General features: G+C 58.1%; 8 protein-coding genes and 1 pseudogene. All 9 read right to left on the minus strand.

The annotated features are described in order from the left end of the window. Positions 1-64: 64 nt before the first annotated feature. Positions 65-1,540, minus strand: a complete 1,476-nt coding sequence (locus BK667_RS12310) for a mannitol dehydrogenase family protein (protein WP_123597750.1) — start codon at positions 1,538-1,540, stop codon at positions 65-67. A 12-nt stretch (positions 1,541-1,552) separates the two neighbouring features. Next, positions 1,553-2,656, minus strand: a complete 1,104-nt coding sequence (locus BK667_RS12315) for an ABC transporter ATP-binding protein (RefSeq protein WP_123508464.1) — start codon at positions 2,654-2,656, stop codon at positions 1,553-1,555. A 165-nt stretch (positions 2,657-2,821) separates the two neighbouring features. Beyond that, positions 2,822-3,652 (minus strand): carbohydrate ABC transporter permease, encoded by an 831-nt coding sequence (locus tag BK667_RS12320; RefSeq protein ID WP_054046221.1) that lies wholly within the window; start codon positions 3,650-3,652, stop codon positions 2,822-2,824. Between the two features lie 10 nt (positions 3,653-3,662). Continuing rightward, positions 3,663-4,562, minus strand: a complete 900-nt coding sequence (locus BK667_RS12325; RefSeq protein WP_236708625.1) for a carbohydrate ABC transporter permease — start codon at positions 4,560-4,562, stop codon at positions 3,663-3,665. Positions 4,563-4,727: 165 nt separating this feature from the next. Continuing rightward, entirely contained in the window at positions 4,728-6,038 is a 1,311-nt protein-coding gene (locus tag BK667_RS12330) for an ABC transporter substrate-binding protein (RefSeq protein WP_123508463.1), read from the minus strand. 303 nt (positions 6,039-6,341) lie between these two features. Continuing rightward, a complete protein-coding gene (locus tag BK667_RS12335; protein WP_123508462.1) occupies positions 6,342-7,247 on the minus strand; it encodes an AraC family transcriptional regulator in 906 nt (301 codons plus the stop codon). 65 nt (positions 7,248-7,312) lie between these two features. Then, a pseudogene (locus tag BK667_RS12340) lies at positions 7,313-8,178 on the minus strand (phosphatidylinositol-specific phospholipase C domain-containing protein). A gap of 162 nt (positions 8,179-8,340) precedes the next feature. Beyond that, positions 8,341-9,657, minus strand: a complete 1,317-nt coding sequence (locus BK667_RS12345) for a glycosyltransferase (protein WP_123597751.1) — start codon at positions 9,655-9,657, stop codon at positions 8,341-8,343. A 102-nt stretch (positions 9,658-9,759) separates the two neighbouring features. Continuing rightward, on the minus strand, positions 9,760-13,596 hold the full coding sequence (locus BK667_RS12350) for a hypothetical protein (protein ID WP_148060135.1): 3,837 nt from the start codon (positions 13,594-13,596) through the stop codon (positions 9,760-9,762). Positions 13,597-13,612 lie beyond the last annotated feature (16 nt).

Raw genomic sequence — 13,612 nt, forward strand, 5'->3', positions numbered from 1 at the left:
CGTCCGCTTTTGGATGGGACGCGGAGCGTCCCGGGCTGCATTCCCACGCAGAGCGTGGGAACGATCAGGCGGCGAGGACTTTTTCGAGGGTTCGCGTTACGCCCACTTCCCGCAAGCTGTTACAGCACCACTCAAACGCCGCGACAAACTCCGCCGAACGCGGGATTTCCTTGCCAAAGATCTCTTCAACCTCCAACAACCGCTGGGTGATCAACGCATCATCAGCCACCAACGCCTGACAGAACGCCGCCCGCGGATCGGGAATCGCGTAGGTCGTGCCATTCTCATCCACGCCCTTCAAATACAAGGCCCAGGCCGCCACCACTAGCGCCGCACGCTTGGTTTCCTGACCGTCGGCAATCAACCGGTTAAGCGTCGGCACGGTGAATTTCGGAAACTTCGACGAACCGTCCGAGCACACCCGTTCCAATTGATCGGCAATCGCCTGATTGGAAAACCGCGCCACCAGGGTGTTCTTGTAGTCGGTCAGGTCGATCCCCGGCACCGGCGCCAGTTGCGGCGTGACGTCCAGGTCCATGTAAGCGCGCATGTACTGCACGAACAGCGGATCATTCATGGTTTCGTGGACGAAGCGGTAACCCTTCAAGAACCCTAGGTACGTCAGCGCCAAATGGCTGCCGTTGAGCAACTTGATCTTCATTTCTTCGTAGGGCGTGACGTCGTTGGTGAACTGCACGCCGACCTTTTCCCAGGCCGGGCGGCCGTTGACGAATTTGTCTTCCAGCACCCATTGCACAAACGGTTCGCAGACCACCGGCCAGGCATCGTCGATCGCATGTTTGTCGTGCAATTGCAGTTTGTGCTCGGTGCTGGTCATCGGCGTGATGCGGTCGACCATGGCGTTGGGGAAACTGACATTCTGGTCGATCCAGTCCCGCAGATCGGCATCGCGCAGGGCGGCGAAAGCCAGCAACGCCTTGCGGGTCACCGCGCCGTTGTGCGGCAGGTTATCGCAGGACATCAAGGTGAACGCTGGCGTACCGGCGGCGCGACGTTTGGCCAATGCGGCGCACAGGAAACCGAACACGGTTTTCGGTGCATTGGGATGCGCCAGGTCGTGCTGAATCAATGGCAGATGGGCCATGAACTCGCCGTTGCTGTCGTCGATGCAGTAGCCGCCCTCGGTGATGGTCAGCGAAACGATGCGGATCTCGGGATTGGCGAGTTTGTCGATCAGCGCGTCGGCGCCGTCTTCAGCCAGCAACATGTCACGAATCGAGCCGATCACCCGGACTTCGGCGTCGTCGTTGTCGCCCAGTTCAAACAAGGTGAACAGGTAATCCTGTTCCTTCAGATCGTCCCGGGCGCGGCGGTCTTCGGCACGCAGGCCGACCCCGCAAATCGCCCAGTCCAGGCCTTCGCCAGTGTTCATCAGCGCATCGGTGTAATACGCCTGATGCGCCCGATGGAAACCGCCGACGCCGATGTGGGCGATGCCTTGGCGCGTATCGCTCAGGGCGTAGGCGGGCAGCACCACCTCAGGCGCGAGGCGATTGAGGTTCTGTTTATTCAGTTTCATCGCATAGTCTCGTCAGGCAGCTGCGCGCAGTGGGCGAGTTAACGCCACGCCGTCGGCATCGAATAAATGGCAGTGTTCGGCGTCCAGGTGCAGGCTCAGCGACTCGCCATAACGGCTGGCCAGGTCGCCGCGAACGCGCATGGTCAGCGCCTCACCGGACGAGGTCACCACGTGGCAGAAGGTGTCGCTGCCCAGGCGTTCGCTGACGTCGGCGGTGACTTGCAGGGTGCAGTCGCCGGGTTGCGCGAGGTTGAGGTGTTCCGGGCGAATCCCGAGGGTCACCGGGCCGCCGACGCTCAGGTTGGCGCCGCTCAACGGCAGGGTAATGCGGGTGCCGGCGTCCAGTTGCACTTCGACGCTCTGGCCTGTGACGCCGGTAACCTTGCCCTTGAGGAAGCCCATTTTCGGCGTGCCGAGGAAGCCTGCGACAAACAGATTGGCCGGCTGGTGATACAGGTCCAGCGGCGAGCCGACTTGTTCAACTTTACCGCCATTCAGAACCACGACTTTGTCGGCCATGGTCATGGCTTCGACCTGGTCGTGGGTCACGTAGATCATGGTGGCTTTGAGTTCTTTGTGCAGGCGCAACAGCTCCAGGCGCATCTGCACCCGCAGGGCGGCGTCGAGGTTGGACAGGGGTTCGTCGAACAGGAAGATTTTCGGGTTGCGCACGATGGCGCGGCCGATGGCCACGCGCTGACGCTGACCGCCGGACAGTTGTTTCGGCTTGCGTTCCAGCATCGGCCCGAGTTCGAGGATGCGCGCGGCTTCGCCGACTTTTTTCTCGACTTCGGCTTTTGGTACGCCGGCCAGGTCGAGGGCGAACGACATGTTCTTTTTCACGGTCATGTGCGGGTACAGGGCGTAGGTCTGGAACACCATCGCCAGGTCACGCTTGGCCGGGCTGACTTCAGTGATGTCGCGGCCATCGAGTTCGATGGTGCCGCCGCTGACTTCTTCAAGGCCCGCGATCAGGCGCAGCAGGGTGGACTTGCCGCAACCCGACGGACCGACGAACACCACGAATTCTTTGTCGTTCACTTCCAGGTCGATGCCCTTGATGATGGAAAAGCCTTCGAAGCCTTTTTGCAGATTCTTGATTTTCAGGTTGGCCATGATGATGGGCCTCCACTTTTAGTTATTCAGTTGAGCCGGGCGCGCTTTTTTGTGGGAGCGAGCCTGCTCGCGAAGACGTCGGCACTTACTACATCAATGCAAGCTGACCTACCGCTTTCGCGAGCAGGCTCGCTCCCACAGGGGATAGCTTTGAGTCGGCAATCCTTATTTCACAGCACCAAACGACAGGCCGCGGACCAGTTGTTTCTGGCTGATCCAGCCGAAGATCAGGATCGGCGCGCAAGCCAGGGTCGATACCGCCGACAACTTGGCCCAGAACAGACCTTCAGGGCTTGAGTACGAGGCGATCAAAGCAGTCAGCGGCGCGGCTTTGGACGAGGTCAGGTTCAAGGACCAGAACGCTTCGTTCCAGCACAGGATCAATGACAACAACACCGTGGAGGCCAGGCCACCCTTGGCGATTGGCAGCAGTACCCGGACCATTTCCTGCCACAGGGTTGCCCCGTCGAGGCGAGCGGCTTCGAGGATGTCTTTGGGGATGTCTTTGAAGTAGGTGTAAATCATCCAGACCACGATCGGCAGGTTGATCAGCGTGTAGATCACGATCAGCGCGATACGCGTATCGAGCAGGCCAAAGCTCTTGGCCAGCAGGTAGATCGGCATCAGCACGCCCACCGGCGGCAGCATCTTGGTGGAGAGCATCCACAGCAGCGTACCTTTGGTGCGTTTGGTTTCGTAGAACGCCATCGAGTAAGCCGCCGGCACCGCAATCAGCAGGCACAGAGCCGTGGCGCTGAAGGAAATCACCACCGAGTTCCAGGCGAAGCTGAAGTAGTCGCTGCGCTCGTTAATGTGCAGGTAGTTCTCCAGGGTCGGCGTGAAGATGAACTGCGGCGGCGTGGCGAACGCGTCGATTTCGGTTTTGAAACTGGTCAGCACCATCCAGAAGATCGGGAAGAAGATCAGGATCGCGATGGCCCAGGCCAGGGTGCCAAGCAGCAGGCTTTGCAGACGGCGGGATTGTTGAAGAGTCATGGCGCAGGCCTCAGGCTTTGTCTGTCAGGTTTTTGCCGATCATGCGCACCAGCACGATGGCCGCGACGTTGGCAATCACCACCGCGATCAAACCACCGGCGGACGCCATGCCGACATCGAACTGCACCAGCGCCTGGTTGTAGATCAGGTAGGCGAGGTTGGTCGACGCGTAGCCGGGGCCGCCGTTGGTGGTGGTGAAGATTTCGGCGAATACCGAGAGCAGGAAGATCGTTTCGATCATCACCACCACCGCAATCGGCCGTGCCAGGTGCGGCAGGGTCAGGTGCCAGAAGATCGCGACCGGGCCGGCACCGTCGAGGCGTGCGGCTTCTTTCTGTTCCTGGTCCAGGGACTGCATCGCGGTCATGAGAATCAGGATCGCGAAGGGCAGCCATTGCCAGGACACAATGATGATGATCGACAGCAGCGGGTAGTGGGCCAGCCAGTCCACCGGCTGCGCGCCGAACAGTTTCCAGACGTAGGCGAGGATCCCCGACACCGGATGGAAAATCAGGTTCTTCCAGATCAGCGCTCCCACGGTGGGCATGATGAAGAAGGGCGAAATCAGCATGACCCGCACAATGCCGCGACCGAGAAACTCACTGGCCTCCAGCAACGCACTGATCAACACACCGAACACCACGCTGATCAGCAGCACACTGCCCACCAGCAACAAGGTGTTGGTGGCGCCGGGCAGGAAGCCCGAATCGGTGAGGAAATAGGTGAAGTTCTCCAGCCCCACGAACTCGTTTTCGCCGGGGTTGAGCAGGTTGTAGCGGATCACTGAGAAGTAAAGGGTCATGCCCAGCGGCACGATCATCCACAGCAGCAACATGGCGACCGAAGGGCTGACCAGAAACCAGCCGGGATTGGACAACCGGCTTTTACGCACCGGTTGGGGAATGTCCATTTGAGCTTTGGCAGTTGAAATATTCATGGCGAGAGAACCAATTAAGAACATGAGCAAGAGAGCAGTAGGAGCAACGCTTGCTCGCGATGAACGATGACGCGATTCATCTGACGGACCGCGTCGTGGCGATCGCGGGCAAGCCTTGCTCCTACAGGTAGTGCGGGGTTACTTGGGATAACCGGCGCGCTTCATCTCACGTTCGGTGGTTTGCTGGGCGGCGGTCAGGGCCTGGTCGACCGTGGTCTGACCGATCAGCGCTGCCGAGAAGGACTTGCCGACCTGCGTACCGATGCCCTGGAATTCAGGAATGGTCACCAACTGGATGCCGATGTAAGGCACAGGCTTGATGCTCGGTTTGCTCGGGTCGGCAGTTTTCAGCGACTCAAGGGTCACTTTGGCGAACGGCGCGGCTTTCATGTAAGCCTCGCTGTAGGTCGAGGCCCGCGTACCTGGCGGTACGTTGGCAATGCCGTCTTTCTCGGCAACCAGTGCGCCGTACTCCTTGGAAGTGGCCCAGGCGCTGAAGGTTTTCGCCGCGTCCTTGGCCTTGGAACTGGTCGGAATCGCCAGCGCCCAGGAATACAACCAGGCCGAGCCCTTGTCGGTGGTTTCGTGCGGTGCGTAGGTAAAGCCGACGTGCTCGCTGACCTTGCTTTGGGTCTTGTCGGTGACGAACGAGCCGGCGACGCTGGCATCGACCCAGATCGCGCACTTGCCGCTGTTGAACAGCGCCAGGTTTTCGTTGAAACCGTTGCTGGAGGCGCCGGGCGGGCCGGAATCCTTCATCGTTTTCACATAGAAGTTCAGCGCGTTTTTCCACTCCGGACCGGTGAATTCCGGCTGCCACTTCTCATCGAACCAGCGCGCACCGAAGGAATTGGCGACGGTGGTGATCAGCGCCATGTTCTCGCCCCAACCGGCCTTGCCGCGCAGGCAGATGCCGTACTGCTCTTTATCTTTGTTGGTGAGTTTGCTGGCGAATTCGCTGATCTGGGTCCAGGTCGGGTGCTCCGGCATGGTCAGCCCGGCGTCCTTGAACAGGTCGGTGCGGTAGTAGGTGATCGAGCTTTCGGCGTAGAACGGCAGGGCATACAGCGAGCCCTTGACCGACAGACCTTCACGCACCGACGGGAACACATCGTCGAGGGCGTAGCTGGCCGGCAAGTCCTTCATCGGTTCCAGCCAGCCTTTGGCGCCCCAGAGTGCAGCTTCGTACATGCCGATGGTCAGCACATCGAACTGTCCGCCCTGGGTGGCGATGTCAGTGGTCAGGCGTTGGCGCAGGACGTTTTCTTCGAGCACCACCCAATTGAGCTTGATGTCCGGATGCTCGGTCTCGAACGTTTTCGAGAGCTTTTGCATGCGGATCATGTCGCTGTTGTTGACGGTGGCGATGGTCAGGGTCTGAGCGCCGAGGCTGACGCTGCTGAGTGTCATACAGGTGAGGGCAAGCAGAGCTTTTACAGAAGGTTGCATCGTGCACTCCTTTTCTGCACCCAGCGGGGACAGAAGGACGGTTATTGTTTTTGTGTCTTCCGACGGCAGGAAGAATGTGCAGTGATTACAGCCTTCAATTGAGGATGTGACAAATCATCCATCGCACTTTAATCGATACTTTTTTGCACTGGGGTTTGGGGCGGGAAGTACGGGGTAGGGCTTTTGGGGGATGGTCGGTGATGAAATGCGTATAGGTTTTGACCGTGTAGGAGCAAGGCTTGCCCGCGATGGCGGTCTTGAGGTCGCTATCGCGGGCAAGCCTTGCTCCTACAAAGCCGGCGGTTAACCGCGGTTTTGTTCGGTCAAGCGCTGCACGGCTAATCGCCGATAATGTGACGGAGTCATGCCTTTGAGTTGCTGAAACCGTCGATTGAAGTTGGAAATATTGTTGAAACCCGACTCAAAACACACGTCAGTCACCGGTTTGTCGCCATCGGCCAGCAGTTCACAGGACTTGCTGATCCGCAGGCGATTGACGAATTCGATGAAGCAGCGTCCGGTGGCTTGCTTGAACACCCGACTGAAATACGTCGGCTTCATTCCCAGGTGTTCGGCGACTTCTTCCAGCGGCAATTCCCGAGCGTAATGGGCAAAGATGTAATCCACCGCCCGGTTGGTGCGATCCACGTTGTGTTCATCCGCCAGTTGCGGCGTCGTCGCCCCCGACAGCAACTGGTAATCATCGGACGCCGCGAGCAGTTCCAGCAAAATCAGAAAATGCCCGAGCCGCGTCACGCCTTTGGTGTCGGCAATGCGCTGCATCAGTGTCATGGCCTGGCGGATGGTGCGCTTGCAGCGAAACTCGATGCCGTACTGCGCGCGCTCCAGCAATGGCACCAGGGTCTTCAGTTCGGCAAACACCAGGTGAGCGCTATCGAACAGCTCATCGGTGAAGTTGACCAGCATGTCCCGTTTGGGCACCACCTCGTCCTCGGCCACCTGGCTGATCCAGTTGTGCGGCAGGTTGGGACCGGTGAGAAACAGGGTTTCCGGGTAGAAGTTACCGATGTAGTCGCCGATGAATACCTTGCCGGAACTGGCCACGATCAGGTGCAGTTCATATTCCTTGTGGAAATGCCAGCGCACCAGGGGGCACGGAAAACCATGCTGGCGATAGATGATGGACAACCCGTTGTGGTCGTCCATCAACTCGTAGGAAGGATCGGTAATGCGCGCAGATCGGCTCATGTCAGGGCACTTTTTTTGTTATTGCCCCTGGATGATGCCTCTTTCCGCACCGATTACGCCAGCGCTCAAACCGGTTGGCTGGCGGCCTTCATGCTATTGGCCACCCAGCAATAACCGACGATTTGCGACTCATCGAAAAAGTCGGTGCTGATGATGCTGCATTGGCTGATCCAGTCCTGGTGAGGGTGAAACCACGTATTGATGTGTTGTTTGATGTCCACCGGCCCGCCGAGAAACGTATAGCTGGTGGCGGTCAATGACCACAGGTAGGCACCGAAACGCGGCGTGTCGAGGGTCTTGGCAATATGCCGGCGCAGATCGTCGACATCTGTCAGGCGACTGCCGCTCCAGCGATGGGGCGTGGAGCTCCAGAAGTAATCCATGTCCAGTTCTACCGAAACGCGGGAGGCAAGGACGACGCGTTTTTTACTGCTCGCCGCCTTCAGTTCGCCGATGGTTTTCTCTTCGTCATCCTGAGAAATGGCCCGTGGCCCGAGGCGCTGCACCAGCAGGTCATTGAATTGCCGGTAGTCGAATGGCTTTTCACCGTCGCCCAACTGATGAAAGTCCAACACGATGAATTCATCCGGGTTGCGGTCCAGAAAGGCATTCACCGCATCGATCAGCTCTTCCAGCACCCGATAGGACTGGTAGCCGTTGTGATGGAAGTAGAACGTACCCTTGGGTGAGCCCGGCGTGTAGCCCAGGCGCAGATCCAGCGCCCGGGCTCCGTTGGCCAGTTGCAGGCAAACGAGTCGTTCTGACAGGTGGTCCAGTTGCCGATGATGACTTCGTAGTTGGGGGCTTTTTTGTCCATGCCGGCGTTGTGCGTGCCAGGCCAGATCAGATCGATAAGTCTTAAGCGGCTGATGTCGGGAACGTTGGTCATCCAGCATTGTTTGTCGACATTTGAAGTTGGGCTGTAGGTCATGTTTCAAGGCTCCTGCCTGGGGCTCGTCTCCCCATCCTTGGGGGCGAGGTATCGTGGAAAAATCACCTCATGCCCAAAAGCCTAGAAGCCACGGCGATGTTTTTCAACGCCCGGAAACATCCACATAAATATAGCCTTGCGCCACTTATTTCAGGTCGTTTATCACCCGCGAGACTCGGAAACGTCTGACCCGACAATTCGATTTTTCGCCTCGATCCATTGGGCCATGTACTGCGTACTTTTATGCGCGTGATGGCGAAGCATGGCGCCGGTGAAGTTGTCTCGGCGCCGTTCGGCCAAGTCGCGAAGACAGGCTTGCAGCCGCTGGATCAGGGCCGGGCCATGCACTGATTGAAGGTATTGAGCCGCGAGCAACCGATCACCACGGTTTTGCGCCTCTGTCCACAACGCCTTGTCCTGGTACAGCGCAACCGCAGCGGCGGCGATGGCTTCGGCGGATTCACCAATAACCCCCGGCCATGGCAACCCGTCGCTCATGCCCTCGGCGCCAATCGGCGTGGTGATGTTGGGCGTGCCGCAGAGCATCGCGTCGATAAGCTTGCCTTTGATCCCCGCGCCAAATCGCAGCGGTGCCAGGCAGATTCTGGCCGCCGACATCACTTGTAACGCATCCTCAGCCCAGTTCATCACGTGAAACCCCTGCGCCGGATTGTGCAGGGCCGTCGCTTTGGGCGGCGTATACGCGCCATACAAATGCAGCTGCGCACCGGGCAATTGCTGGCGAATCAACGGCCAGACTGCGGTTTTCATCCAGAGCACCGCATCCCAGTTCGGCGCGTGGCGAAAGTTGCCGATACTGAGGAAATGCGCGCGATCTTCAAATGGCCGATGGACAGCCGTTGGCAGGGCAGGCATCAACGGGCACAGGTGCAGCAAGTCTCGGGGCAGTTTGAATTGCTCGACCAGCAGCTCGATTTCCACCGGCGAAATCATCAGGTTCAGGTCGCAGCGATACAGCGCGGCAATCTCGCGTTTGGCCAGATCGGTGCTGGCCATCAACTCGAATTCCTCGCGCAACGCCGGGGCGAATAAATCGCTGAAGTCGTTTTCGTCGGCACTGGCTTTCAAGCGATCCTTGAGGCGTTGGTGTCGGGCGTGACGCAGGCTTTGCAGGTCGGACGTCTCCAGTACACGCAAAGCGTCGGGGCAGTGTTTCTCCACGCGCCAGCCGAATTGTTCTTCCATCATGAACTGGTCGAACAGCACGATATCCGGCGCCAGTTCGCGGATAAACGTGTCAAAACTGCTGTTATTCAGCTCGATTGCGCATTCCCGGACGCCCAGCGCAGCGAGGTCGGCCTTATGCTCGCCAACGCCCGCCGGGCTACTGAAGGTGATGTCCCAGCCTTGCTGCAAAAACGTTTCAAGAATTTGCATCACATGCCCACTGGCCGCCGAAGAGCGGGGTTCGGGCCAGACGTAACCAATGACCAGGACTTTGGTTGTGGGCTGACTCATGGACATGTTCCTTGACGGCGGGTGAGGGGGCGGCGGTAAAAGGCCGCAATTAAACCACAGTCCTTGGCTCTCGCCCCTCGGGCCTGGCCGTCAATGCCTCATCTAGGCCAACGTGGACAGATTAACAACCACAGAACCTTTGATGAGTTCGCCACCGGCCCCGACAAACTTGCGCTCCATGGCGTACAGGTTTTTGAGAAACAGTGAAGGATTCGTCGAACGTTGATTCAGCAAAGAGACCGCCACGGCATAGGAGTCGGCGTTCAACAGCGCGGGATGCTTGACGACCACCTGGGGCAGGCGGGTCTTGATCTGATGGAAATGATCCAGTTGGAGTTGCTGGATACCTGACTTCCAGGGATGCGCGGCAAGGTTCATCAACGGATTGACATCGATATTGCCGGCGGATCGCAGGCCTGCGTACATCAAATCCACTGTCTGCTGCGATCCGTGGGACATTTCATGCACGATGCCGTCGGCAATCCGGCCCCGGTCAAACTTCGTGCTTTGAAAGTAATCGCTCATTTCAGCGGTGTAGATGGTCAGAAACTTACTGTTGAACGCATCCGCCTGATAGCCGCCGGCTTTCCATTTGGCAAAGCGGTCGATGTACATTTCAGCCAGATAACCTTCGTCCGGGATTTTTTCAAAGTGAATGTTCTTGGTCGAGACATGGGGCAGGTCTTTTTTCATCTTGATCAGTACATCGCTGACATGCTCGGCCGCGTCTGCGGAGGCATCACCGAAGACAAGATTGAGCACCGACTTGATTTCCAGGTGATCGCTGTCCTTTAAAAGCTGGAGCAGCGCCCGGTCGATTTTTTGTTGGGCGATCGGCAGACTCTTGCGCACATAGGAAAACGCAAAGCTGTCAGGCAGCCACCTGAGCCAGGCCCGCGACAGCGCTATTTTTGTACGTTGCAGCGGAGTCAGCCGTGGCCCCCAAGGCTTGCCAGTCCGCAGGTTCAGCGCGTGCCAGTCGTCAACGTTGCGCACGGCCCACAAGGCAGGGATTTCGTCCGAATGGCCGACAACCTTCCAGGTCCCCTGCGTTGTTTCCAAGTGCTGCGTTGCCTGAATAAGCGCTTGGGACGGGTGATGGGTGAGCCTATGCAATTGGTCGACACCTGAATCCAGCAATTCCCGTCCCGCCTTGCCCAAACGCCGGACTCCTTTGCCCAGCAGTTTGAAGCCACCTGTGGCCAGTTCCGGGAGGCCATCCAGCGGGTTCAACGCCGCAATCACCAAGGCAGAGGTGGCACGTGCCAGCTTCGCGGCTTTCGCCGCAGCGGATGCGGATTTGGCGGCAATACCGGCGAGTTTGGCGGCGGCACCGACCACCATGAACAGGGTCGCCACGATTTCCAGCGCGCAGCTGCCGGTGGCGTCCAGCTTGCGGTCGGCATCGCCCGAGGAGAGGTCCTCGATGCAGGCTTTGAACGGCACAAGGATGTTGACGAGCGTCGCCAGCCTTTCTTCGGACTTTTGAACAGCTTCTTCCCATCTGGTCTGGCCCCAGGCCTCGGCGCGCAGCTCTGGCCCGGTCACGAAGGGGCGATGTTTGACCACAAAATCAGCAATGGTTTGGAAGTGCGCCGAATAGAAACTTTGATAACCGCTGGCGTAGTGTTCAGCCACAGAAGGTGCCGGGATCGACCCCAGCCTTTCTATGACCGCCAGGCTGCGCTTGCCACTTTCGGGTTGAACCCCGTGGGTATAACTCTCAATGTCCAGTGGCAACGTAAAAGGGGACGTGGGCGCGGTGTACGTGGTGAGATTGCCCGTAAACGCTTGCCGTGACGGCATGTTCAGCAGGTCGCGTTCGATGATTAGCCGGGCCAGTTCCGGGTTCGAGCGACATTCTCCGTACAGGGTGAACAGTTCGTAGCAATAGAATTGGTTGTCGAATTCGACGCCCAACACCACCCCGAATCGCCCGGTAGCGGCATCCTTGTCCCGTTGGTTCTCTACCGGGTCAGGATGCCGCGGGAGAATCTGTAAATCCGGATGTAGCACCGCCAGGATTGGATGGACGGGCAGATTCGGTCGTTTGTCGTGCTTGATAACAGAAGGCCTAATCGTGAATACGTCGATTTTGCCGTGTTGCAACTTGTGTCGATCGTGCTGTGGCAACGCGGCCATGGCCAGTTTTAACGTGCTGATCACCGCGTTTTCATGCCGGGTATGGGCGCGTTTGAATTCGAGGTCAAACAGGCCGTGGGGCGAAGCCAGGTCGGTGAGCAGTTTCGGAAATCGCTGGTAAACGCTGACCTGCGGTTTCCTGACATCCCACTGCCGGGTGGCAAGGTCATTGGACATATGCAGGTCGAGCATCGACATGGCCAATGGCTCGTTGAACAGATCTTCTCCGCGCCCCTGTTTCAGATAGAGCACTTCCTTTTGCAGGAAATCAGGGTCGGGCGCCGCGTGTTGCAGCACCTTGAGTGCCACTTCGCGACGGGTGGGCATTGGCGTGGCCAGTGTGTGTGCGGCCTCGGTCAGCAGATCGGCGTTTCTTTTAAAAGCTTCCAGCGCGGTGACGAACGCTTGCTTCTTCGGATCCCCCAAGTCCTTCTGCTCAATCACGCCGTGCAGCAGGGCCCAATCAATGATGATCTCGCTGGCAATCAAACCTTGTAGCGATTCCTGCGCCGGTGTGACCGGTTGCAGTTGCCCCAAGTCCTGGATTTGCGAATAGGTCATCAAACGGCTGGAGCCCGCAGCGTTCAGTTCTGCCAGGCTCACACCTTGCCGCAAACTGATCCATTGCTCCGTACCCAGCAATAACGAGGACGGCATTTCCCTGACCAGAAACTCCGGGGCATTGCCTGCCAACAGAAGGTGAGCAACCAGAGGCGCGAGATCGTCCGGGACCCGGCATGCCGCAACTAGGTGATATTCAAATTCGATACGTACCCGCGCGAGCGGTTTTTCTACGTTATCCGGTGAATACAGGTCATAGCCCGCCATGTGATTTTCAGCGGAAGCGGTTTCGATAGCGGCGGGTTCATCCAGCAGCACGGCGGTGAGCAGCAATTGTTGCAAAAGCACTTCGTCGACGGATTCACCTTCCTGTGCGCCATACCAGCCCAGTGCATCCAGGTAGTGCTGTGACCAACGGGCGGCTGTTTCGCTCGACACAAACTTTTGCAACAGGGCATCGGCGTTATCGCGGATGTAATCGGCTGATCGTAATGGCAACAAACTTCGGCTTAACGTTTTCAACAATTTATGAGGGGCATCCACCAGATCAAGGGTGACTTGCTTAATGCTGGTCTTGTTTTCATCCGTCAGGCAGAACGGCTGTTGCCGGGAGGGCAAAAGCAATTCCCGGTAGTTGCCATGGGGTGCACTTGCGGCGGGTGCCAGGGACAGGAACTTGAATAGGCTGAGCGTCTCGGCCGTGTTTGTGGGCACATAGTAATCATGGAACCTGAGCCACTGCTCAACGTTCACCAGACCACCGGAATAGACCGCGCCACCGGTGATGGCGGCCAGTTCGGCAACCGCATCCATATCGCTCTGGAGGTCGGAAAAGGGTTCAACGTCGAGGTTCAGATCAGTCTCCGGTTGATGACCGCTCTCCTCAGGCGTCCAGCCCGCAGGTAGCGCGCAAACCCGGCCGTCTGCGTACACGGCAATATGGCTGGCGTCCACCTCACGACCCTGACGCAGTTCAATGAATGCCCCGGTTTGCATGATTTCGTCGAGCATATTCTGTGCGGGTTCATACGCCAGACTAAAACTGGAGAGCGGATCGCACTGTATATAAGCCTTGAGATAACTCAATCCGAACGTTGAAAAAGTTTGAATGGCATCAATGACGGCTGTTTTATCGGCATGATCTGCTGACTGTTGATTAAGTGCGACAGTAATGTGTTCGTCAGGGTGGGTTGCCGACTGTAGTCTTTTTGCCGTATCGCGAATAAGTTGGGTCATAAAATGAATCCGTTCA

Source organism: Pseudomonas frederiksbergensis (genome assembly GCF_003732705.1).
Lineage (GTDB): Bacteria > Pseudomonadota > Gammaproteobacteria > Pseudomonadales > Pseudomonadaceae > Aquipseudomonas > Aquipseudomonas frederiksbergensis_F.